This window comes from Flaviflexus equikiangi, assembly GCF_014069875.1.
In the GTDB taxonomy this organism is placed as follows: Bacteria; Actinomycetota; Actinomycetes; order Actinomycetales; family Actinomycetaceae; genus Flaviflexus; species Flaviflexus equikiangi.
On sequence record NZ_CP059676.1, the window covers coordinates 801,018 to 823,361 of the forward strand.

General features: G+C 62.5%; 20 protein-coding genes and 1 tRNA gene. 11 read left to right on the plus strand and 10 right to left on the minus strand.

Translation table 11 applies throughout. The features are described 5' to 3' along the window. Positions 1-26: 26 nt before the first annotated feature. From dnaE to H2O75_RS03855, 3 genes are all read left to right on the plus strand, one after another. The gene (gene dnaE / locus H2O75_RS03845) at positions 27-3,566 is read left to right on the plus strand and encodes a DNA polymerase III subunit alpha (RefSeq protein ID WP_182173908.1); all 3,540 of its coding nucleotides are present in this window, start codon (positions 27-29) and stop codon (positions 3,564-3,566) included. Continuing rightward, on the plus strand, positions 3,563-3,748 hold the full coding sequence (locus H2O75_RS03850) for a DUF6767 domain-containing protein (RefSeq protein WP_182175307.1): 186 nt from the start codon (positions 3,563-3,565) through the stop codon (positions 3,746-3,748). Before dnaE ends, H2O75_RS03850 begins: the two co-directional genes overlap by 4 nt. Positions 3,749-3,814: 66 nt before the next feature. Next, positions 3,815-4,780: a YeiH family protein gene (locus tag H2O75_RS03855; RefSeq protein ID WP_182173911.1), complete on the plus strand. Its 966-nt coding sequence runs from the start codon at positions 3,815-3,817 to the stop codon at positions 4,778-4,780. A gap of 25 nt (positions 4,781-4,805) precedes the next feature. Here H2O75_RS03855 and H2O75_RS03860 read toward each other — a convergent pair whose 3' ends face one another. Genes H2O75_RS03860 through H2O75_RS03885 form a run of 6 tightly spaced genes read right to left on the minus strand, consistent with a single transcriptional unit; the run spans position 4,806 to position 8,601 of the window. Then, positions 4,806-5,015 carry an RNA-binding S4 domain-containing protein gene (locus H2O75_RS03860; RefSeq protein ID WP_182173914.1) on the minus strand — a complete coding sequence of 70 codons (210 nt, stop codon included), beginning with the start codon at positions 5,013-5,015 and terminating at the stop codon, positions 4,806-4,808. Next, positions 5,008-5,511 (minus strand): VTT domain-containing protein, encoded by a 504-nt coding sequence (locus H2O75_RS03865; RefSeq protein WP_182173917.1) that lies wholly within the window; start codon positions 5,509-5,511, stop codon positions 5,008-5,010. Before H2O75_RS03865 ends, H2O75_RS03860 begins: the two co-directional genes overlap by 8 nt. Further along, on the minus strand, positions 5,512-5,925 hold the full coding sequence (locus H2O75_RS03870; RefSeq protein ID WP_182173920.1) for a Fur family transcriptional regulator: 414 nt from the start codon (positions 5,923-5,925) through the stop codon (positions 5,512-5,514). After that, positions 5,910-6,821, minus strand: a complete 912-nt coding sequence (locus H2O75_RS03875; protein ID WP_220462775.1) for a metal ABC transporter permease — start codon at positions 6,819-6,821, stop codon at positions 5,910-5,912. The genes H2O75_RS03870 and H2O75_RS03875 overlap by 16 nt, the downstream gene beginning before the upstream one ends. After that, complete coding sequence (locus H2O75_RS03880; RefSeq protein WP_259365304.1) at positions 6,818-7,582, minus strand: metal ABC transporter ATP-binding protein; 765 nt, start codon at positions 7,580-7,582, stop codon at positions 6,818-6,820. The genes H2O75_RS03875 and H2O75_RS03880 overlap by 4 nt, the downstream gene beginning before the upstream one ends. After that, a complete protein-coding gene (locus tag H2O75_RS03885) occupies positions 7,579-8,601 on the minus strand; it encodes a metal ABC transporter substrate-binding protein (protein ID WP_220462776.1) in 1,023 nt (340 codons plus the stop codon). Before H2O75_RS03885 ends, H2O75_RS03880 begins: the two co-directional genes overlap by 4 nt. Positions 8,602-8,745: 144 nt before the next feature. On the opposite strand from H2O75_RS03885, the gene H2O75_RS03890 reads away from it, so the two are divergent. From H2O75_RS03890 to dnaG, 5 genes are all read left to right on the plus strand, one after another. After that, positions 8,746-10,131 carry a glycine--tRNA ligase gene (locus H2O75_RS03890; protein ID WP_182173926.1) on the plus strand — a complete coding sequence of 462 codons (1,386 nt, stop codon included), beginning with the start codon at positions 8,746-8,748 and terminating at the stop codon, positions 10,129-10,131. Then, complete coding sequence (locus H2O75_RS03895; protein ID WP_259365305.1) at positions 10,131-11,255, plus strand: YibE/F family protein; 1,125 nt, start codon at positions 10,131-10,133, stop codon at positions 11,253-11,255. The genes H2O75_RS03890 and H2O75_RS03895 overlap by 1 nt, the downstream gene beginning before the upstream one ends. Beyond that, the gene (gene dusB / locus H2O75_RS03900; protein ID WP_182173929.1) at positions 11,248-12,405 is read left to right on the plus strand and encodes a tRNA dihydrouridine synthase DusB; all 1,158 of its coding nucleotides are present in this window, start codon (positions 11,248-11,250) and stop codon (positions 12,403-12,405) included. The genes H2O75_RS03895 and dusB overlap by 8 nt, the downstream gene beginning before the upstream one ends. An 87-nt stretch (positions 12,406-12,492) precedes the next feature. After that, positions 12,493-13,683 (plus strand): deoxyguanosinetriphosphate triphosphohydrolase, encoded by a 1,191-nt coding sequence (locus H2O75_RS03905; RefSeq protein WP_182173932.1) that lies wholly within the window; start codon positions 12,493-12,495, stop codon positions 13,681-13,683. Next, positions 13,641-15,572 carry a DNA primase gene (dnaG, locus tag H2O75_RS03910; RefSeq protein ID WP_182173935.1) on the plus strand — a complete coding sequence of 644 codons (1,932 nt, stop codon included), beginning with the start codon at positions 13,641-13,643 and terminating at the stop codon, positions 15,570-15,572. Before H2O75_RS03905 ends, dnaG begins: the two co-directional genes overlap by 43 nt. A 27-nt stretch (positions 15,573-15,599) precedes the next feature. Here dnaG and H2O75_RS03915 read toward each other — a convergent pair whose 3' ends face one another. From H2O75_RS03915 to H2O75_RS03930, 4 genes are all read right to left on the minus strand, one after another. Continuing rightward, the gene (locus tag H2O75_RS03915) at positions 15,600-15,812 is read right to left on the minus strand and encodes a hypothetical protein (RefSeq protein ID WP_220462777.1); all 213 of its coding nucleotides are present in this window, start codon (positions 15,810-15,812) and stop codon (positions 15,600-15,602) included. Beyond that, positions 15,809-17,224 carry a glycosyltransferase family 2 protein gene (locus H2O75_RS03920; protein ID WP_182174899.1) on the minus strand — a complete coding sequence of 472 codons (1,416 nt, stop codon included), beginning with the start codon at positions 17,222-17,224 and terminating at the stop codon, positions 15,809-15,811. The genes H2O75_RS03915 and H2O75_RS03920 overlap by 4 nt, the downstream gene beginning before the upstream one ends. Before the next feature lie 206 nt (positions 17,225-17,430). Continuing rightward, positions 17,431-18,354, minus strand: coding sequence for a Sir2 family NAD-dependent protein deacetylase (locus tag H2O75_RS03925; RefSeq protein ID WP_182173938.1), 924 nt, complete (start codon positions 18,352-18,354; stop codon positions 17,431-17,433). Between the two features lie 138 nt (positions 18,355-18,492). Continuing rightward, a tRNA-Ile gene (locus H2O75_RS03930) sits at positions 18,493-18,566 on the minus strand. A 196-nt stretch (positions 18,567-18,762) separates the two neighbouring features. Here H2O75_RS03930 and H2O75_RS03935 point away from each other — a divergent pair. The 3 genes from H2O75_RS03935 to H2O75_RS03945 are packed head-to-tail and all read left to right on the plus strand — an operon-like array spanning position 18,763 to position 22,309. Continuing rightward, a complete protein-coding gene (locus tag H2O75_RS03935; RefSeq protein WP_220462778.1) occupies positions 18,763-19,560 on the plus strand; it encodes a succinate dehydrogenase cytochrome b subunit in 798 nt (265 codons plus the stop codon). Beyond that, positions 19,557-21,569 carry a fumarate reductase/succinate dehydrogenase flavoprotein subunit gene (locus tag H2O75_RS03940; protein ID WP_182173944.1) on the plus strand — a complete coding sequence of 671 codons (2,013 nt, stop codon included), beginning with the start codon at positions 19,557-19,559 and terminating at the stop codon, positions 21,567-21,569. Before H2O75_RS03935 ends, H2O75_RS03940 begins: the two co-directional genes overlap by 4 nt. Continuing rightward, a complete protein-coding gene (locus H2O75_RS03945; protein WP_182173947.1) occupies positions 21,566-22,309 on the plus strand; it encodes a succinate dehydrogenase/fumarate reductase iron-sulfur subunit in 744 nt (247 codons plus the stop codon). The genes H2O75_RS03940 and H2O75_RS03945 overlap by 4 nt, the downstream gene beginning before the upstream one ends. The last annotated feature ends 35 nt before the right edge of the window (positions 22,310-22,344 follow it).

Genomic DNA, 22,344 nt, shown 5'->3' on the forward strand with positions numbered 1-22,344 from the left:
CTGGCGGGGAATCCTAGACTGGATGCATGACTCTTGCTGATCAGGACTTCGCGCATCTCCACGTTCATACCGAGTATTCGATGCTGGACGGGGCCGCGAAGATCGGCAAGCTGATCGATGCCGCTGTGGCGAACGGCCAGAAGGCTCTGGCGATCACGGATCACGGATACCTGTTCGGCGCCTACGATTTCTATCGCCAGGCGAAAAAGGCCGGCATCAAACCCATCATCGGCCTCGAGGCCTACATGACGCCGGGAATCTCTCGGTTCTCGAAAGAGCGTGTGCGGTGGGGCGATGAGTCCCAGCGGTCCGACGATGTGTCCGCGAACGGCGCCTACACGCACATGACGCTCCTCGCACATTCCACCGAGGGCATGCATAACCTGTTCCGGCTCGGATCGAAGGCGTCCCTGGAGGGTCAGATGGGGAAGTGGCCCCGCATCGACCGCGAGCTTCTCGAAACCTACCGTGAGGGCCTTCTGGGGACTGCGGGATGCCCATCGGGGGAGGTGCAGGTACGGTTGCGGTTGGGACAGCAGAAAGAGGCCCTGCGTGCCGCGGGAGAGATGCAGGACCTGTTCGGCAAAGAGAACTATTTTGTCGAGCTCATGGACCACGACAACGAGATCGAGCGGAGGGTGCGCAACGATCTCCTCGAGCTGGCGAAAAAGATCGGGGCCCCCGTGATCGCCACGAACGATTCCCATTATGTCCATGAGGAAGACGCGAAGATCCAGGATGCGATGCTGTGCATCAACTCCGGTTCGACTCTCACCGACCCTGACCGTTTCACGTTCGATGGGACCGGCTACCATCTGCGCACGACGCAGGAGATGGAGAGGCTCTTCGGCGATGTTCCCGGTGCGCTGACGAACACGATGCTCGTCGCGGAACGATGCGAGATGGAGTTCGTGACCAGCTACCAGGGCGCGAACTACATGCCAGAGTTCCCCACTCCGCCGGGAGAGGATCCGACGTCCTGGTTCGTGAAAGAGGTGGAGAACGGCCTCCACGAGCGTTTCGGGGACGTGATCTCGGACGAGGTGCGGGCACGCGCCGATTACGAGGTGGATGTCATCACCCGCATGGGATTCCCGGGCTACTTCCTCGTCGTCTCCGACTACATCAAATGGGCGAAGTCTCAGGGTATCCGCGTCGGCCCTGGCCGCGGATCGGGCGCCGGCTCGATGGTCGCGTATGCCCTCCAGATCACGGATCTGGATCCGATCCCGCACGGGCTCCTGTTCGAACGGTTCCTCAACCCGGAACGTGTGTCGATGCCCGATATCGATGTCGACTTCGATGAGCGCCGCCGCGGTGAAGTGATCCATTATGTGGAAGAGAAGTACGGCAAGGAGAACGTCTCCCAGGTCGTCACGTACGGCACGATCAAGTCGAAGCAGGCCTTGAAGGATGCCTCGCGGGTGCTCGGATATCCGTTCGAGGTGGGCGAGAAGATGACGAAGGCGATGCCGCCGGGAGTCCAGGGGAAGGACATTCCGCTCTCGGACGTGTTCAACGAGAAGGCGAAGCGATATGCGGAGGCAGGTGAGTTTCGCAACCACATCCAATCCACCCAGGAAAACCAGGAAGTGTTCGAGCTTGCGACCGGCCTGGAGGGGTTGACCCGCCAGTGGGGCGTGCACGCCTGCGCCGTCATCATGTCGTCGAAGCCGCTCGAGGACGTGATCCCGATCATGCAGCGTCCCCAGGATGGTGCGATCATCACCCAGTTCGAATACCCCCAGTGCGAGGAGCTGGGCCTGTTGAAGATGGACTTCCTCGGGCTCCGGAACCTCACCGTCATCGAGGACGCCCTCGAGAACATTCGCCGCAATGGCAAAGAGGCGCCCGTCATGGAGGAGGTGCCGTTCGACGACAAGGAAGCCTATGAGCTTATGGCGCGGGCGGAGACCCTCGGCGTGTTCCAGCTCGATGGTGCTGGCATGCGGACCCTGCTCAAGCAGATGAAGCCGGATAACTTCGAAGACATTTCGGCCGTGTCGGCCCTCTACCGTCCCGGGCCCATGGGGGCGGGTTCGCACACGAACTATGCGCTGCGCAAGAACGGCCTCCAGCCGATCACTCCCATCCATCCCGAGCTCGAAGAACCTCTCGCTGAGATCCTCGGCAGCACGCACGGCCTGATCGTCTATCAGGAGCAGGTCATGCAGATCGCCCAGAAGGTGGCGGGCTTCTCCCTCGGCAAGGCAGACGTGCTGCGGAAGGCCATGGGCAAGAAGCAGCTGGCTGTCCTCAACGAACAGTTCGCCGACTTCGAGGCCGGCATGCTCAGCAACGGGTTCTCCAAGGACACGGTCAAGACCCTGTGGGACATCCTGGTGCCCTTCTCGGAGTATGCGTTCAACAAGTCCCACTCCGCCGCGTATGGCGTCATCTCCTACTGGACCGCCTACCTGAAGGCACATTTCCCGACAGAGTTCATGGCGGCCCTGCTCACGTCCCAGAAGGACGACAAGAAGAAGCTTGCCCTCTACCTCGCCGAGTGTCGCCGCATGGGCATTGTCGTCAAGCAGCCCGATGTCAACGTCTCCTCCTCGGAGTTCACGGCCGTGGGCGACGCGATCAACGTCGGCCTGTCCGCGGTGCGCAATGTCGGCCACCATGTCGTCTCGGGGATCGTCTCAGCACGCGAGGAGAAGGGCGCCTTCACGTCGTTCCAGGACTTCCTCGACAAGGTGCCCCTGCCGGTGTGCAACAAGAGAGCCATCGATTCTCTCGTCAAGGCCGGTGCCTTCGACTCCCTTGGCCACAATCGCCGCTCCCTCACGCTCGTCGCTGAGGAAGCAGTCGATGTTGTCGTCGGAGTGAAGCGCAACGAGGCGGCGGGACAGTTCGACCTCTTTGCTGATCTCGGCATGGATTCCGGCGTCCAGTTCGATGTCGAGATCCCCGACGTGCCCGAATGGGACAAGAAGACGAAGCTGAGCTTCGAACGAGACATGGTGGGCCTGTACGTCTCCGACCATCCGCTGTCGGGCTTGGAGGCGGCCGTCGAACGAGCATCGAGCCTTTCCATCGTCTCCATCTTCGAGGGTGACGACCTGACGGACGGCGCACAGGTGGTCGTCGCCGGCCTCGTCACGTCGGTCGATACTCGGGTGACGAAGAAGACGGGCAAGCTCTATGCGCAGGTGACTCTCGAGGACTTGACCGGTTCGATCACGATCACCGTCTTCCCGACCACCTATCAGAAAGTGTCAGACCTTCTCGTCCTCGACGCGGTCATCGCCATCCAATCCGCCGTCTCCAACCGGGACGGCGATGTTCAGCTGATAGCGCGCGATGTCATGCCGGTCGACACTCGAGGAGTGGATGACAAGCCGTTCGAGATTACGCTCCCTGAGGAGCGATGCACGGTGGCGGTCATGACACAGCTCAAGAGCCTCCTCGGCAACTATCCCGGAAACACACCGGTCCGTCTGCGAGTCAAGCGCCCCGGTTCGACCGTTGTCGTCCAGGTTGCGAAGAATCTGTCCGTCCAGGCGGGGCCCGCGCTTGCGGCCGACGTTGCGGTCCTGTTGGGGATGAAGGCACTGGCGTGAGCCGCCCCGTCCCCATGTGCCCGATTCGACCGGGGGAGCCGTGCACGCTCTGCCAGGCCTATGTCTCCGGGCCGGAGGACTGCCAGACCGTGCGACTCGTCATGGAGGATGACGAGTTGAGGGCTGAACTCGCGGTGAAGCGGCGCGAGTACCGGGAGCGGAAGGCGAGCGGGCGCCGCTGAGCGCAGTACACTGAGCGGGGCCGTTCAGCGCATCGGCGCCGAAGTAGCTAGTGAAAGAGTGAATACGTGAAGCGGGTCTTTCCGGGCCTGGCAGCCTCCCTTGCTGTCGGTGTCGTGTGTGTCCTTATCAACCGGATGATCCCCGAAGTGAGTGCCCTCCTTCTCGCGATCATCGCCGGCATCGTTCTTGCGAACACGGTGAAGCTCCCGGCCGTCCTCGAGCCCGGCACGGCGATTGCGGCGAAGCGGGTCCTCCGCATCGGCATCGTCCTTCTGGGCTTCTCCATCGTCCTCGACGATATTGTGGCGCTCGGCTGGGGTGTTGTCCTCACTGTGATCGTCACGGTCTTCGGCGGCTTGACCGGCACCGTCCTCATGGGTCGGTGGCTCCGGGTGAGCCGTTCCCAGTCGATCCTCATCGGAGCAGGCTTCTCGATATGTGGGGCCGCCGCCGTCGCGGGAGTGGAATCGTCCATCAAGCGCAAGGATTCCGAGGTTGCGGCAGCGATCGGACTCGTCGTCCTCTACGGCACGCTCATGATCGGACTCGTCCCGCTCGTTCTCGGAATGGCAGGTTTTGACGATCGGCTCAGCGGACTGATCGCCGGAGCCACCATTCACGAAGTCGCTCAGGTCGTTGCCGCGGGCGGAATCATGGGAGGGGGAGTGCTCACCGTCGCCGTGATCGTCAAGCTTGCACGTGTGCTCATGCTTGCCCCCGTCATCGCCACCCTGGGCCTGATCGAACGCGGACGTGGCGGCAGCACGACTCGGGCCCCTCTGATGCCGGGCTTCGTCGCGGGCTTCATCCTCGCCTCGATCGTGGCCACCGCTGTCACGATCCCCGATGGTGTCTCGAGCATCATTTCCCTCGTCCAGACGGTCTGCCTCGCTGCGGCGATGTTCGCTCTGGGGCTCGGGATCAGGTTCGCCGCATTCCGTCAGATGGGATTCAGGCCGGTCCTGTTAGGGGCGCTGTCGACTCTGCTCGTCTGCACCATTGCCACGACGGGCATGATCATCGCCAGTTAGCTCCGAACGTGTCCACAGGGCACTGTCAGGCCGAGGCGACGGTCAGGGTCTCTCCGTGGACGGAGACCCTGTCTCCGGTGTCGAGCTGCTTCCCGCGCTGCGTGCACACAGCATTGTTGACGGACACCTGGCCGGACTCGATGAGCTCGCGCGCGTGCGATCCCGATTCGGCGAGATTGGCGAGCTTGAGGAATTGGCCGAGCCGGATGGGGAGGCGGACAGCGATATCAGTCATGAATGAGCCTTTCCTTGGCTTTCCTCCGCCACCTGGCGAGAAGGACGAGAACGAGGACGAGGACGGCAATGAGGATGATGCCGTACGGTGAGCCTGCGAAGGCCGCGATGATGGCACCCCACACGGAGAAGCCGATCGTCGAGTAGATGAGAGCCCACGCGAAGCATCCCGGGAGCATGGCCGCGGTGTAGCGGGGCGGCGGGAACGTGATGAGCCCGGCCGCGAACTGGATGATGCTTTGGAAGCCGACCGTGAGGAAGGAGAGCGGGATGATGATCCAGCCTCGGCGGTGCAGGGTTGCGACGCCGTTCTTCACGGAGTCCTGTTCCGACCAGTCGTAGAACCGCCTCCGCCACCCATCATCGGGGACGTTTGTCTTCAGCTTCGTGGCCACGTAATAGCCCAGCCAGTAGGTGGCCTGCGCACGGCAGAAGACCACGAGAAGCAGTGCGAGATAGACGGGGACGAAGGGTCCGGTCGTGAAGAAGTCTGTCATCTAGCCGAGCCTGCCGCAGTCGCTGCACGTGCCGTACAGTTCGATCGAGTGCGACACGTCCGAGTAGCCGTGCTGGTCCGCAACCTGGTGCGCCCACGACTCGATCATCGTGTCGGCCAGCTCGTGTGTCGTCCCACAGCGGCGGCAGATCAGATGGTGGTGATGAGCGTTGCGGACACACTTGCGATAGAGCATCTCCCCATCATCATCGCGCAGGAAGTCGACCTCACCATCGTCGGCAAACATCTGGAGCGTGCGGTAGACGGTCGCGAGCCCCACGTCCTCGCCCTGGGCGGTGATGAGCTCGTGAAGCCCCTGAGCCGACAGGAACTTGTCTGTCGAATCAAGCGTCTGTCGGATCAGTGACCGTGCGCGGGTGGCCCGACGCGATGGTGGCGCTACGCCGTCTGACACTCTTCACCTCTCAGTTCGTCATCCATGGTCGGATGCGGATCCCTGTTCTGCGATCTTACTAGGAGAGGACGAATGATTGACAGCACCGCGTAGAGGCCGACCGCGAGGGCGACGATCATGGCGCCTGGCGACATGTCATACACGTAGGTGATGATCAGGCCCGCTTCGGCAACGACGACGCCGATGATCATCGCCATCCTCATCGTCATGACGAAGGACCGTGTCACGAGCTGGGCGGTCGCGACGGGGATGACCATGAGTGCGGACACGAGGAGGACGCCGACGACTCGCATGGCGACTGCGACCGTCAGGGCCGCGGTCACGGAGATGAGAACCGAGAGCAGCCGCACCGGCATGCCAGAAGCCGTCGCATATTCCGCATCGTGGCAGAGCGCGAACAGGGCTGGGCGCAGCCCGATCCCGACGCCGAGGACGACGGCCGCGAGGCCGATGGACAGCCAGAGGTCCATGGCGGTGACGGTTGAGATGGAGCCGAAGAGGTAGGCGTTGAGATTGTTCGTCGTGCCGCCCGCCAAGCCGATCAGGAGGACACCGCCGGCGATTCCGCCATAGAAGAGGAGGGCAAGGGCGACATCGCCGGAGGCTTTGCCCTTGTCTCGCAGGTATTCGATGATAAGGGCTCCGAGGACGGAGGCTACGATCGCTCCGGGTACCGCCCACTCATCCTGGTTGGCGGCCCCTGTGGCAGATGCTGCCAACCAGCCGGCTGCGACGCCCGTCAGCGCCATGTGGCCGATGCCGTCGCCGAGCAGGGTGAGGCGGCGCTGCACCAGGTAGGTGCCCATGACCGGAGCCGATAGGCCGACGATTGCGGCGACGATGAGGGCGCGGCGCAGGAGGCCGTTGCCCCACATCTCCGTGAGGATGTCGATCACAGTCCGCCTTCCAAATCCGGTGTGCGGAACGAGGTGTACTCGTCCGCGTGCTCATGGTCGTGGTCGTGCTGGGGATCGTCGTGGCCCGGTGCGACGCGCGGAGCGTCGCCGCGATGGATGATCCGGCCGTGCTCGATGACGACCGTGTGGTCGATGAGAGGGCGGAGGTTCTGGAGTTCGTGGAGCACGACGACGATGGTGAGTCCTTCGTGATGTTTCGCAGTCAGGGTTTCGGTGATCATCTCCCGTGACGTTCTATCGACGCCCGAGAACGGCTCATCGAGGAAGAGGAGCGACGGGTTGGAGACGAGCGCACGGGCAAGCATGACACGCTGCTGCTGGCCTCCCGAGAAGGTCTGGACAGACTGGTGGGCGCGGTGGGCGAGTCCGACACCCTCGAGTGCCGCCATCGCCTTGTCCCGGTAGCCGGCACCGAAGCGGAAGCTCCTGCCGTACAGCAGTCCAGAAGAGACCAACTCGAGGGCGGTTGCGGGAACTCCCGCGGTCGATGTCGGCCGCTGTGGAGCATATCCGATCCGCCGCCAGTCCACTCCCCGTCCGGGAAGCGTCTGCCCGAGGAGGGAGATCTCTCCGGTGTGCGGGTAGATGCCGAGCATGGCGCGGATCAGGGAGGACTTCCCGGACCCGTTGGGTCCGAGGATCGCCATGGTCGTCCCGTCAGCAATGTCGAGAGAGATGTCGGACAGGATCTTGGCGGACCCGACCTGGACTCCGACATCCCTCAGACTGACAGCGGTCACATGCACCCCAGTGCGGTTTGGAGCTTGTCAAGGTTCGTGCGCATGAGCTCATCGTAGTCGACGGACTCGTCCACTTGAGTAGCGCCGGCGTCGAGGATGTCGACTCGGACGCCAGTCTCCTCAGCAAGCGCACGGACAAGCGATTGCTCCGATTCGGAGGTAGCAAAGATCACGTCGACGCCCGTGCTGTCGACGAGGGTGGAGACTTCCGCGACGCGCTTCGGAGACGGCTCCGTATCGATTTCGAGGCCGGCAATGGATTCTTGGGTGAGATCGTAGGCATGCGCGAGGTAGCCGAACGCTGCGTGCGAGACGACGAACGTCGTGCTCTCGCACTGGTTCAGGCCGCTGGAGAAATCTTCGTCCAAGTCTTCGAGCTGGGCGACGAGATCATCCGCGTTGCTTCGGTAGGTGCCCGCATTCTCCGGGTCAATCTCCGCAAGCTCCTCCGCAATCGGATGTGCCAGGCCTGCAAGGCGAACCGGATCGAGCCAGAAGTGAGGATCCACACCGGAGTGGTCGTGGCCCGCCTCATCCTCTGCCTCGTCAGTGTGCGCGTGCTCGTCTTCTGCGTGATCGTCTTCTGCGTGCTCGTGCTCTGCGTGTTCGTCGTCCGCGTGGTCGTGATCGGCCGCCTCTTCGTCCTCGTCATGGACGTGGGTCTCCCAATCGAGGAGGTTCGCATGCTCTGCCGCGTCGACGACCCGTGCCGGGTTCGTCGTCGCGATCGCGTCGTCCATGGCTGCCTGGTAGCCAGAAAGCGTCACGACGAGGTCAACCTTTTCCAGGTCGGTGACCTGACGCGGGGAGAGTTCGAGGCTGTGATCGTCGGAGCCGGGGGGAGTGATCGAGGTGACTGCTACCTGGTCTCCGCCCACCATCTGGGCCACGTATTGGAGTGGATAGATGGATGTTGTGACACTGATCGTGTCTGCGTCTGCGGCGTCATCGGATGAGCAGGCCGCGAGGACCAGTGCGGCGGTGCTGATCATGGCTGTGGTGGCAAAGCGTCTCTTCATGAGAATCATTCTCTATAGCAGTGAGAATGATTGTCAATCTCAATTGTGCGGTGCGCGTCACGCGCATTGGTGGATTGACGGCCGAGTCAGCGATACTTGAGACATCCTCCGTGCTATCCAGGTACGGATCACAGAAAGGTTCCCATGGCTACTTCGAAACTTGACAGCGTTATCTCTCTCGCAAAGCGGCGAGGTTTTGTCTACCCGTCGGGTGAGATCTACGGCGGTACGCGCTCAGCCTGGGACTACGGTCCGCTCGGGGTGGAGCTTAAGGAGAACATCAAGAAGCAGTGGTGGCGCAGCGTCGTCCAGGCGCGAGAGGACGTCGTCGGTATCGACTCCTCGATCATTCTGCCGCGAGAGGTCTGGGTCGCCTCCGGGCACCTTGCCGTCTTCTCCGATCCGCTGACCGAATGCCAGTCCTGCCACAAGCGTTTCCGTGTGGACCAGATGCAGGAGGAGTTCGCACACAAGAAGGATCTTGCAGATCCCGACGCGGTGGCACTGTCCGAGCTCGGATGCCCCAACTGTGGCGTCAAGGGCCAGTGGACCGAGCCGCGAGACTTCAACATGATGCTCAAGACCTACCTCGGCCCCGTCGAGGACGAATCCGGTCTGCACTACCTGCGCCCCGAGACCGCCCAGGGCATCTTCGTCAACTACAGCAACGTCATGACGTCGGCGCGCCAGAAGCCGCCGTTCGGCATCGCCCAGATCGGCAAGTCCTTCAGGAACGAGATCACGCCCGGCAACTTCATCTTCCGCACACGCGAGTTCGAGCAGATGGAACTCGAGTTCTTCGTCAAGCCCGGCGAGGACGAGGAGTGGCACGAGTACTGGCTCCAGACCCGCACCGACTGGTATGTCGATCTCGGCATCGCACGGGAGAATCTTCGCCACTACGAGCACCCCCAGGAGAAGCTCTCCCACTACGCCAAGCGCACCGTCGATATCGAATACAAGTTCGGTTTCCAGGGCGGTGACTGGGGTGAGCTCGAGGGTGTCGCCAACAGGACCGACTTCGACCTGTCGACCCACACGGAGCACTCCGGGAAGAGGCTCGAATACTTCGATCAGCAGTCCGGCGAACGCTACACGCCGTACGTCATCGAACCCTCAGCAGGCCTGACACGGTCGCTCATGACATTCCTCGTCGAAGCCTACGAGGAGGATGAGGCTCCCAATACGAAGGGCGGCGTGGACACGCGCACGGTCCTCCGTCTCGACCCGCGCCTCGCACCCGTCAAGGCCGCCGTCTTGCCGCTCTCCCGCAAGGCAGAGCTCACAGGCCGGGCCAAGGAACTCGCCGCTGAGCTGCGTCAACAGTTCAATGTCGATTACGACGATGCTGGTGCAGTCGGCCGTCGCTACCGCCGCCAGGATGAGATCGGCACGCCTTACTGCGTCACCTACGACTTCGACTCGCTCGAGGACCAGGCCGTCACGATCCGTGATCGCGACACGATGAAGCAGGAGCGCGTGAGCCTGTCGAAGGTATCGTCCTACCTGAATGAGCGGATTCCGCGATAGTGCACAGCCACGAGGAGGTTAGCCTCGAGCCGGGTGCGGCGAGACGTGTTGCCCTATGGCAGGCGTTACTCGTCGTACCCCTGGCACTGGCTACCCTCCTCGGGCTGATCATCCTCTGGCCGAGCGACAGCCCGGCCGGGACCGTGCCCGTCATGTCCGAGTCGATTTCGCTCGAAACCGGCACGGTGACAGAGATCGGCGAAACAGACGATGCTGGCGCCACTCCCGTGCGGGTCCTCCTCACGGGGGAGGGAACCGAGGTCCCAGTCCATGTCCCTGCCGAGATCGTCGCCAATGGACTGGACGTGGGCGACTCGATCGAGGTCATGTTCACTCCGGCGGCCGTGGGCACCGGAACCCCCTACATCTTCTGGGATTTCGAACGAGACGTTCCGCTTTGGCTTCTCATCGGCGCCTACGTCCTCGTCGTGGCCGTCGTCGCGCGCGGCAAGGGCCTCGCCGCCGTCGCGGGGCTCGCGCTCTCACTCGCGATCGTCGTCCTCTTCATGCTGCCCGCCCTCCTCGCCGGCTCTAGCCCCCTGCTTGTCGTCCTTGTCGGCGCCGGCGCCATGATGTTCGCCTCGATCTATCTCGCTCACGGCATCTCCATTCGGACGACGACCGCGATACTGGGCACTGCCGGTGGGCTCGTCGTGACGGGAATACTCGCGGTCCTGGCAACCGACTGGGCCAACCTCACGGGCACCCTTTCAGATTCTGCGCTCTCCCTCACGGGTTATGGGATCCAGCTCGATCAGATACTTGTCTGCGGCATGATCCTTGCCGGGCTCGGAGCGCTCAACGACGTCACCATCACCCAGGTGTCGACCGTGTGGGAGCTGCGCTCCGCCAACCCCAGCGCATCAACCGCTCAGCTCTACAAGCAGGGCATGGTCGTTGGACGAGACCACATCGCGTCCACGATCTATACGCTTGCCTTCGCGTATGTGGGAACAGCCCTCCCGCTGCTCATGGCGGCCGCTGTTCTCGATCGGACATTCTTGGATACACTGTCGACCGGCGAAATTGCCGAAGAGATCGTGCGCACGCTCGTCGCCTCGATTGGACTCGTCCTCGCCATCCCACTGACCACCGGAATCGCATCGAGGCTCGCTCGTGTCTGACTTGACCATCGGAAACTTCACCGTCACGGACGTGGTCCTTGCCCCCATGGCAGGCGTCACCAATCCGCCTTTTCGGCGACTGTGCCGCGAAGCGGGTGAACTCGGTGCCCGCGAGGCAGGGTATGAGGGAATCAGTGGGCTGTACGTCTGCGAGATGGTGACCACACGGGCCCTCGTCGAACGGCATCCGGAGACGATGCGGATGATCGAGCCTGACCCTGAGGATCCGATTCGCTCCATTCAGCTCTATGGGGTGGAACCCAAGACGGTGGGTGCGGCCGTCAGGATCCTCGCGGACGAAGATCGCGCCGACCATATCGACCTCAACTTCGGATGTCCGGTGCCGAAGGTGACACGGAAAGGCGGCGGTGCCGCGCTGCCGTGGAAGCTCGACCTCTTCACCGACATCGTCACGGCCGCCGTCGAGAACTCCGGCGGCATCCCCGTCACCGTGAAGACCCGTATCGGTATCGACGCTGACCACCACACGTACCTCGATGCTGGTCGTATCGCCCAGGATGCTGGCATTTCCGCCATGACACTCCACGGACGGACAATGACACAGCACTATGCCGGCCACGCCGACTGGGATGCGATAGCCTCCCTCGTCGACGCACTCGACATCCCGGTCCTCGGCAACGGCGACCTGTTCAGCGCCGACGATGCTCAGGCGATGCGTGAACACACGGGATGTGCGGGGATCGTCGTGGGTCGCGGCTGCCAGGGCAGACCCTGGATCTTCACCGATCTCGTTGCGCAGTCGCACGGCTCCACCGTCCGTGCCCGACCATCCTTCCGGGACGTCGCGAGCATCATCCGCCGCCATGCCGAATATTCGATCGACCACTTCGGCGATGAGCTTCGGGCTATGCGCGAGATGAGGAAGCACATCACCTGGTATCTGCGCGGATTCTCCGTCGGCGGGGAGGGCCGCCGGGACCTGGCCCTCGTCTCCACACTCGCCGAGCTCGATGACAGGCTGGCAGCAATCCCCGACCAGGACTACCCGGAGGCGGCTGACGGTCCGCGCGGGCGCGCAGGCACGGAGAAGAAGTCGCACCTGCCAGAGTTCTGGCTCGATTCGCGCCAGCTCTCTGCCGAACAGAGCCTCCGCATCCAGGCCGCCGAGGTCGACACCTCGGGCGGGTGAGTGTCCGCCCCACCACTGACATTCGAGGTTCTCCCCGCTTCCCACACCCGGTATCTGGCCCCCGCTACGGCGGGGTAAGCTTGAGCTGTGGAGTACGTCAGTATCGATGTTGAACGGTGGGCACCAGAAGGCGCCCACAGCCAGGCCCGCGGACCCTTCGAACGCGACCGGGCCCGGGTCCTCCATTCCTCTGGCCTGCGACGTCTCGGCGCCAAGACGCAGGTGCTCGGCCCAGCGTCCAACGACTTCATCCGCACCCGATTGACGCATACGCTCGAAGTCGCCCAGATCGGCCGTTCCCTGGCCAAATACATGGGAGCTGACCAGGACCTCGTCGAGACGGCCTGCCTCTGCCACGACCTCGGCCATCCTCCGTTCGGACACAACGGGGAGCGGGCACTCGCGGAGGTGTCCACAGCGATCGGTGGTTTCGAGGGCAATGCGCAGACTCTCCGTCTGATCACCCGCCTCGAACCGAAGCGGTTCTTCCCCGACGATCGCCCGGCAGGGATGAACCTGACGCGCGCCACGGTGGATGCGACGATCAAGTATCCGTGGGGTGCGGGGGAGGGTCGGCGCAAGTTCAACGTGTATGAGGATGATCGCGACGTCTTCGAGTGGGCGCGCCTCGGCAACGAGGGGCAGTGCGTCGAGGCCCAGATGATGGATCTCGCCGACGATATCGGCTACTCCGTCCACGACGTCGAGGACGCTGTCGTCCGCGAACATTTCAGCCTCGAGAGCCTCCGCGCGGACAGTGACAGGATCGTCTCCGCCACGGTCGGATGGTATGGCGGGGACAGCGGCAGGCTCAGCGCGGCCTTCGAGCGGCTGTTTCCGCTCTTCCCTCCCACATACTCGGGCTCCCAGCGTGACCTGGCGAGGCTGAAAGACCTCACCTCAACCTTTATCGGCCGTTTCCTCACGGCCGTCACCGACGCATCTCCCCAGTCGGCACGCTACACGGGTGGGGTGATCGTTCCGGATGACATCGCGGACGAGATCCTCCTCCTGAAAGGCATAGCCGTCACGTACGTCATGGCTCCGCGGGAGCTCGAACCGACATATCTGTCACAGCGCTCCGTCCTGTTCGACCTTGTTGATGCTCTCTGGGATCGCCCGTCTGAGATGGAGGAGATGTATCTGGAGTCCTATCGCCGATCGGGTGATGATGCGTCGAAGCTTCGGAGCATCATCGACCAGGTTGCCGCGCTCACGGATCAGTCTGCGATGGCATGGCATGCTCGACTGTGCGGCATGCTGAGGAGCCCGCTGTGATTCCGAGAGAGGACATCGACAAGGTTCGCGAGCTCGTCCGCATCGAAGACATCGTCGGAGACTACGTGTCGCTCAAGCACGCAGGTTCCGGTTCGATGAAAGGGCTGTGCCCGTTCCACGACGAGAAATCCCCATCCTTCCATGTTCGTCCTCTTGTCGGACGCTGGCACTGCTTCGGGTGCGGGGAAGGCGGAGACGTCTTCTCCTTCATCGAGAAGATCGAGCACATTCCGTTCGTCGAAGCCATCCAGTTCCTTGCCCGTAAAGTCGGAGTCGAGCTGCGCGACGATGCTCGGCCCCGCGAAGACAGGGGAGTGACGAGGGCGCGCCTCGTCGACGCACACACTCAGGCGGTCGAGTTCTACCGCCAGCGTCTCGCCGAGAACACCCACGCGCGGGAGTTCCTCACGCGGAGGGGTTTCGAGCAGCCTGTCATCGACATGTTCGAGGTCGGCTACTCTCCCGATTCGTGGGATGAGCTTTTGCGGCATCTTCGCGCCAAGGGTTTCACCGAGAAGGAACTCGCGGCAACGGGTCTGTTCACGACCGGTACGCGCGGGATGTACGACAGGTTCCGCGGCCGGCTCATGTGGCCCATCCATTCGATCACGGGTGAGACGATCGGCTTCGGTGCCAGGATCCTCGGAGAGGGACAGCCGAAGTATCTCAATACTCCCGACTCCCAGCTGTACCAGAAGTCCAAGGTGCTCTACGGTCTCGACCTGGCGAAGAAGCACATCGCGGCCGAGCGCCAGATTGTTATCGTCGAAGGCTATACGGACGTCATGGCAGCTCACATTGCCGGGGTGACAACCGCTGTTGCCACGTGTGGCACCGCCTTCGGCACGGAGCACACGAAGATCGTGCGTCGACTCATCGGTGACTCCGCGTCACCGTCCGCGGGCGTCATGCTCTCGACCGGCCAGTCTGTTGGCGGGGAAATCATCTTCACCTTCGATGGCGATGCGGCCGGTCAAAAGGCCGCACTGCGAGCCTACGAAGAAGATCAGGCGTTTGCGGCACAGACCTTTATCGCCGTCGCGAAGGACGGCAAGGATCCGGCGGATGTGTGGCTGGAGAAGGGTGATGAGGCTGTCAAGGCGCTCATTGATTCGCGTGAGCCGCTCTTTGCCTTCGCTATCCGCTCAGTGCTGAAGGGTGCCCGCCTCGACACGGCAGAGGGGCGTGTCGCCGGACTGCGAGCCGCAGCCCCCATGGTGGCAGGAATTCGAGACAGGGTTCTGCGCGGCGAGTATACGCGCCAGCTTGCGGGCTGGTTGGGAATGGATGAGGACACGGTACGCGGCTACGTGCGCGGCGCGTCTGGCTCCCAGGGGCAGGCACGGCAGACACCCGCCCAGCTCGCGCCTCGGAACCAGTTGCGAGACCCGATCGAGCGCATTGAACGCGAATCGCTCGAAGTGATTTTGCAGATGCCGAACTATGCTGGCGCGGCCGGGGTCGATGACCTCCCCTCCGAGACATTCGTCGTGCCCGTTCATCGGTCCATCCACGACGCTATCCGGGCGGCGGGTGGAGTCGCCGCTTACTCCCTGAAGGCCGACGAGTTTGCGTCGCGCGGGGTGGCGGATGCTGGGGGGAAGGCCAACGCCTGGTTTATCGACCAGGTGTGTGCCCAAGCGGAGCCCGAAGTCGCCACTGCTATCTCGCAGATCGCTGTCGCTCCGATTCCCCAGACTGACCCCGAGGGGATGTGGAACTATGCGCGGGGTATCATCCTGTCCCTGTTGCGCTTGGGTGTGACAAGACAGATCGGCGAAATCCGAGGCCGCCTGCAGCGCACCAATCCGGAAGACGATGAATACGTGGCGCTCTTCACCAGGCTCATCCAGCTTGAACAGCAGAAGCGGGCCTACGAGGAAGCCTGAGAGAATATCCCCTCCGCAGCCGGTGTGTCAGGCAGGAGCGTCCGGGTAGATGCTCCGTGTCTGTGATCGGCGGTTGCGCTGATTGCGCTTCGGCAGCCTCAACCTGGGGAGGGTCTTCACGACCGCGAGAACGACATAGATGATTGTGTTGATCGCGGTGAACGCCGCGAGAATGTCGAACCAGCGAGTGAAGAGAATCGACTCCGGGAGGAGAATCCCCGTGCTGATGAGGTCAGTCATGCCATCTTCTCCTTGTTGTGCTCGAGATGCTTCCAGGTGGCTTGGCGGTCGAGCGTCATGTCAAGCACGCCCTTGAGGAATGCGAGATTGATGAAGCTGTCGTAGACGAGTTCCGGAAAGACGAGAAGCCCGACGATTCGTGCCTGCCAGCCGCCCCGCCACACGGTTACCGTGCGTTCGATCGCGAAGATCACGCCGATTCCGAGCCAGAACGGGAACCACACCCATGTCTCGACGGCAAAGATCATGATGAACAGGAGGAGGAAGTAGCTGAAGAGCGCAAGAGCCCCGTACCCGATCCCGACCTGCTGCGCCCAGTATCTGATTGTCTGAGGCTGCACCCCGTATGCACCCAGGTTCTCGAGCGCTCCCCGTTGCCAGCGAAGACGCTGCGCCCAGAGCATGCGCCACGTCGGCATCAGTTCCGTGACGACCGTGCATTCGCGCGGCGAGATGATGAGGCCGCCGAGAGACTTGATCGCGATCGTCAGCTCATTGTCTTCAGTCAAAGCAAACGTGTCGTAGACATCCCCGTGCCGCCCCGGCAGCTGGCGGCCACGAGCCTCAGCCACTGCCCGCAGAGCGGAAGCGCGGAACACGGACGCCGTTCCCGTGAGGACGAAGACACGACCATCCCGGCGTTCGATCTCCCGCTGATAACGGATGAACTCGTTGCGCTGGAACTGGCCGAAGAGGCCGTGTCCGGGTTCCCCCGTGAACAGCCCGCCCACCGCCATCATCGCCCGATCGTTCGTGAAGCGGCGAACTGCCTCCGCCACATACTCTCGCCCGATCTCGCTATCAGCGTCCATGACCATGACAGTGTCGTTATCTCCCATGCCGGGCAGGAGGGTCGAGAGGATCTGATTGAGCGCTCCGGCCTTCTTCGACGCGTTATCGACAGACTCAAAGACCTCCACGCCGAGCTCACGAGCAATCCGCACTGTTCCGTCAGTGCAGTTGTCGGCAACGACGATGATGCGATCGGGCCGGCGAGTCTGCTCACGCAGCGATCTCAGCGCGCCCGGAAGCGTCGTTTCTTCGTTATGGGCGGGGATGAGAACCGTGACGGTCACCTCTCCCGCGAACTCGCCGAATGTTCGAGCCATCACGGCTTTCGGTGCAAGCGTGAGCTTCGTGACTTCAACACCCGCCCGGCGATATCGCCTGGTCACGACACGTTCGCTCACGACGGCGAAAGCGATGAAGAACACGGCGATGGCAAACGCCGATGCGATGACGTCAAGAGCAGGGAGCTCCGTGCTGTACAGGACATCCCACACGCCGCCGAGGCTGGCCCGTGCAGGCTCCCAGAAATGCGGCGGCTCCGATCTCGACACGGCCCACCACAGAAGAGCTGCTGCGAGAACGACGATGAGAATGATGGCAAGGCCAACAAAGCGTTGGAACATTCTGAGCATGATGGTCATGCCTCCCGGCTTCGCGTATCAACCACACATTATCCATGGGGATCCGCTCGATCATACGACCGGATGACGCGGTCGAAGAGACAATCGAGCGTGGTCTCCGTCTCGACAAGCCGCATCTCAGCTGTGGCGGTGCGCACATGCTGGACACCCATATCGGGTGTCCGTTTTAGGAGCGGAAGAGCGCGTAGCTAGAGGAACCGGTCGAGAAAGGGAAGGGCTCGCGACGTGCCGGCATAGACATGGACCGACGCCGCATCATCAGCCCTCGTCGGCCCGCGATTGATGATCGCGATGGGCATGTCTGCCCTGCTGGCCTGCCGCACAAACCGCAGTGCAGACGCGACGGAGAGCGAACTCCCCGCGACGAGGAGAGCATCGGACTCGGAGACAACTCGGCCAGCCTCCTCGATATCGGCTGGATTGACCCTTCCGCCGAAGAACACGACATCGGTTCGGAGGATGCCCCCACATCGCGGACAGTCTGCCACCGTGAAATCGGCCGTATCGGTGATAGCGGCATCTGCATCGGGAGCGATCTCGACATCATCGACGTGACGCTCCGACCAGCCAGGGTTGAGTTCCGTGAGAATCGTGTGCAGGTCCTGGCGGTCCATCGAATACTCACACTGCGTGCACACCACACGATCCCCTCGTCCGTGCAGGTGAACGACTCGCCGGGAGCCCGCTGCGGAATGCAGCATGTCAACGTTCTGAGTGATGACTCCGGTGACGATACCCCGATGTTCGAGGTGGGCGAGTGCGTAGTGTCCCGCATTCGGCGCCGCCCGGTAGGGCCTGGACCATCCGACATGGTTCCGTGCCCAATAGTGGGTCCGATAGGACTCGCTAGCCATGAACTGTTGGATCGTCATCGGATTGCGACGCGGCGACCCGGGAGAACGATAATCAGGCAGTCCCGAATCGGTAGAGACGCCCGCTCCCGTCACGACGGCCAGCCTCTTGCCCTTGACGAGCTCAACGATCGGTTCCACCGCTGAAGCAATATCGTCCGGCTCAGGGCGAGCAGCATCCGCCGGCGGTGCCTCAATGTTCTTGATCCTCAGGTTGGGCACGTTGCCACGAGGAAAATAGGCGTCGATCGAATTGGCCATACCCCAACAATAAGCCACAGCAACGGCACTGACGGGACGGGGAGCATTCGAACCAAAGGTGCGCATACGACATTCCTCGCCAGCGCATAGGGTGTCCGATAGTGTATCCGCCATGCCGTCGACCAGGACTTTTCCCAGTGCCCCCAACAGGACTCGAACCTGTGACCTATGGATTATGAGTCCACTGCTCTAACCAACTGAGCTATAGGGGCCAACCTCTTAATCTTAGGCGAGAAACCTGCGTCGAGAGAAATGGCGCCTCGTGCCACGTCCGCGGTGAAGGTCGACAAAAGCGCTTGTGTGAAGGAAACCTCGTTCTTTGGTCCCGACTATAACCTGCGACACATTCCTAGACTGGTGATAACCCTAGGAGTGATGATGTCTTCCCAGATCGATGATGATCGAAGAATGTCCACGAGGTCCCTGCCCCGGATCGGCGCGATAGAGGGAGTGGACCCAGCAGTTCTCGAGCGCGGGCGAGTCTCCACACCATCGGCGCCCCTGCCGGCTAAGCCGCAGGAGGTGAGACCCCCGGTTCGCCCACCCACATGGTTCCTCAAGACAACCGCGGCAGTGACCGGCATCCTGCTCGCCCTCTTCGTCTCGATCCACATGATCGGCAACATCAAGGTCTATGCCGGGCCCGAGTCGTTCAACTCGTACGCTCATTGGCTGAGAGTCGTGGGATATCCGCTGCTGCCGGAGATGTCGCTCCTGTGGGTGGTGCGCTTCGTCATGGCAGGTGCGATTATCGCCCACATCTGGTCAACGCTCCTTATCCGCCACAGAGGAGCGAAACATCGAGGCAAGCAGCGCTCCCCGCTGCTCCGAGCCGGCTCGATCATCTCGCGGCTCATGCTGATCACCGGCCTCGTCCTCATGGTGTTCATCATCATCCACATTCTCGACCTCACGACTGGTCACATGAACGGCACGTTTCTCAGCCCCACGGCCGAGCAATCCTTCGCCTACGAGAATCTCATCAACTCATTCTCGAGGCCCCTGTTTGCTGTCATCTACGCGTTCTCGATGCTGGCGCTCGCGGCGCACCTTATCCACGGCCTGTGGCTGGTTGCCGCTGACCTCGGGGTGACCGGCCGGCGGACGCGGGCCGTGTGGCGTATCGCCGCCTATATCGTCGGCATCGCCGTGGCGGCGATCAACATGTCGATCCCGCTCGCGGTCCAGATAGGAGTCTTGGCATGATCTTCAAACGTTCGCGGACACGTTCGGCACCGCAGGAGGTTCCTGCCGTCATACCCCCGGGTACGAAGGCCGGTGTCAAGGCCGGCAGTATTCTCGATCCCAACGAACCGTCAGGGCCGCGGGATACCGCGTGGCAGCGGGCCCGCGATAACTATCGGCTGGTTTCACCGCTGAACCGGAGAAAGTTCTCCATCATCGTCGTCGGAACCGGCTTGGCCGGGGCGGGTGCCGCCGCAACACTGGCGGATCTTGGCTACGACGTGACGTCGGTGACGTACCACGATGCTCCGCGGCGCGCGCATTCCGTCGCGGCCCAGGGCGGCATCAACGCGGCCCGTGCGAAGAAAGTTGATAATGATTCGATCCACCGTTTTGTCACTGACACGGTGAAGGGCGGTGACTTTCGGGGGCGTGAGAGCGAAGCCTTCCGCCTGGCTGAGGAATCAGCTCGAGTCATCGACCACATGAATGCTGTCGGAGCGCCGTTTGCGAGAGAATACGGCGGATCCTTGGCGACGCGGTCGTTCGGCGGCGTCCAGGTGTCGCGGACCTATTACACAAGGGGGCAGACGGGCCAGCAGCTCCAGGTCGCCGCGGCGTCGGAGCTGGCCCGCCAGGTGCGTGCGGGGCGTGTGAAACAGTATGTTCGCCACGAAATGGTCGACCTTATCGTCAAGGATGGTCAAGCATCCGGTGTGATCGTGCGTCATCTCCTCACGGGCGAGCTGAAGCCTCTCCTGGCGCATGCTGTCGTCCTTGCGACCGGCGGGTACGGAAACATCTATTTCCGTTCCACTCTCGCGAAGAACTCGAACGCATCGGCGGCGTGGCGTGCGCACCGCAGGGGTGCACACATGGCGATGCCGTCGTTTGTCCAGTTCCATCCCACCGCGCTCCCGATCTCGTCCGAGTGGCAGTCGAAGACGATCCTCATGAGTGAATCGCTGCGCAACGATGGTCGCATCTGGGTTCCCGCGACGCCGGGGGACGTGAGGCCGCCCAACGAGATCCCGGAAGAGGAGCGCGACTACTATCTGGAACGCAAGTATCCGGCATTCGGCAACCTGACGCCGCGCGATGTCGCATCCCGTGCGGCGAAGGAAGCGATCGATGGCGGGTTTGGTGTCGGTCCTCTGAAGAACTCTGTCTATCTTGACTTCCGTGATGCCATAGCACGCCTCGGTCTCGAGACGATCGCGTCGAGGTACGGCAACCTTTTCCACATGTATCACGATGCGACGGGGGAGGACCCGACAACGTCGCCGATGAGGATCGCGCCCGGCGCGCACTTCACGATGGGAGGGCTGTGGGCCGACTACCAGCTCATGACGTCGATCCCGGGATTGTTCGTCGCGGGGGAAGCAGGGTTCGGTTACCACGGTGCGAACCGGCTTGGAGCCAACTCGCTCTTGTCGGCGTGTGTCGACGGCTGGTTCACGATTCCCTATACGGTTCCCAATTACCTCGCGGGGAAACTCGGTCAGCCGCTTCTCGACCCTGACGATCCTGCAGTCACCGAGACTATGGCCGATGCTTACGCGCGATTCGATCGTCTCCTCGGGATCGGCGGAACCCGCCCACCGCGGGACTTCCACCGGGAACTCGGGGAGGTTCTGTACAGCGGCTGCGGTGTGTCGCGGACGCGAGAAGGACTCACGCATGCCATCGGCGCGATCCGAGACATTCGCGAACGCTTCGCGCGAGATCTTCTGATCGCGGGCCCTGTCGATCGAGTCAACCAGGAGCTGGAGTACGCGGGCCGAGTCGAAGACTATCTGCAGCTGGCCGAGCTCATGTGCGTCGATGCTCTCGAGAGAGAAGAATCCTGTGGCGCGCATTTCCGTGAGGAGTATCGTTCCGACACGGGTGAGGCTAAGCGCGATGATTCGACATGGGCATCCATTCTCGCCTGGGAGACGGGATCGTGGGACGACACTCCCACGTTCACCCGTCATGTCGAACCGTTGTCTTTCGAAGCCGTTCCACTTGAGGTGAGGGATTACCGATGAAACTGACAGTACGAGTCTGGCGTCAAGACGGCCCGCTCGGGGAGGGAAGGTTCGACACGCGGGAGGTAGACGGCGTGGAGCCCTCCATGTCAGTCCTTGAACTCCTCGATCGATACAACCACGAGGTGGTGACGTCCGGGGGTGAGCCGGTCGTCTTCGAATCCGATTGTCGTGAGGGTATCTGCGGTGCGTGCGGGATTGTCGTCAACGGGCGTCCGCACGGGCCCGTCAAGAGGACTCCAGCCTGTCACCAGCGGCTGAACTCGTTCGATGACGGGGCGACGGTGACCATCGAGCCCTTCCGTGCAGGCCCGTATCCGATCATTCGAGATCTCATGGTCGAACGCGGTGCGCTGACCGAGGTGCTTCAGGCCGGTGGTCATGTCCACGTGGCGGCGGGGACTGCCCCTGACGCAGATGCGGACCGTATTACGTTCGATACGGCAGAACAGGCCTTGGACTTCGCTGCCTGCATCGGCTGCGGAGCCTGTGTCGCCGCGTGTCCGAACGGCTCCGCGAACCTCTATCTCGGCGCGAAGCTGGCCCACCTGTCCGCTCTGCCGATCCCTGCGTCCGAGCGGGGCAGCCGGGCGAGGGCCATGCTGAACGAGGCCGACCTCATGTTCGGACCATGTTCGCTGCACGGAGAGTGCGCGGAGGTATGTCCGGCCGATATTCCACTCGTGGCCGTGTCCTACGTCAATAGGGAAAGGCTCAGGGCCGGCATCGCCGGATCGTGAGCCGGACCCTCTTATCTTCAAGGTTTCACTCTTGA

Excerpts from the sequence above, each read along its gene's own strand:
- H2O75_RS03890 (WP_182173926.1), top strand. The coding sequence starts at position 8,746 with ATGGCTACTTCGAAACTTGACAGCGTTATCTCTCTCGCAAAGCGGCGA.
- dnaG (WP_182173935.1), top strand. The coding sequence starts at position 13,641 with ATGGCATGCTCGACTGTGCGGCATGCTGAGGAGCCCGCTGTGATTCCG.
- H2O75_RS03920 (WP_182174899.1), bottom strand. The coding sequence starts at position 17,224 with ATGTTCCAACGCTTTGTTGGCCTTGCCATCATTCTCATCGTCGTTCTC.
- H2O75_RS03865 (WP_182173917.1), bottom strand. The coding sequence starts at position 5,511 with ATGACAGACTTCTTCACGACCGGACCCTTCGTCCCCGTCTATCTCGCA.
- H2O75_RS03860 (WP_182173914.1), bottom strand. The coding sequence starts at position 5,015 with ATGACTGATATCGCTGTCCGCCTCCCCATCCGGCTCGGCCAATTCCTC.
- H2O75_RS03945 (WP_182173947.1), top strand. The coding sequence starts at position 21,566 with ATGAAACTGACAGTACGAGTCTGGCGTCAAGACGGCCCGCTCGGGGAG.
- H2O75_RS03885 (WP_220462776.1), bottom strand. The coding sequence starts at position 8,601 with ATGAAGAGACGCTTTGCCACCACAGCCATGATCAGCACCGCCGCACTG.
- H2O75_RS03915 (WP_220462777.1), bottom strand. The coding sequence starts at position 15,812 with ATGACTGACCTCATCAGCACGGGGATTCTCCTCCCGGAGTCGATTCTC.
- dnaE (WP_182173908.1), top strand. The coding sequence starts at position 27 with ATGACTCTTGCTGATCAGGACTTCGCGCATCTCCACGTTCATACCGAG.
- H2O75_RS03935 (WP_220462778.1), top strand. The coding sequence starts at position 18,763 with ATGTCCACGAGGTCCCTGCCCCGGATCGGCGCGATAGAGGGAGTGGAC.
- H2O75_RS03925 (WP_182173938.1), bottom strand. The coding sequence starts at position 18,354 with ATGGCCAATTCGATCGACGCCTATTTTCCTCGTGGCAACGTGCCCAAC.
- H2O75_RS03940 (WP_182173944.1), top strand. The coding sequence starts at position 19,557 with ATGATCTTCAAACGTTCGCGGACACGTTCGGCACCGCAGGAGGTTCCT.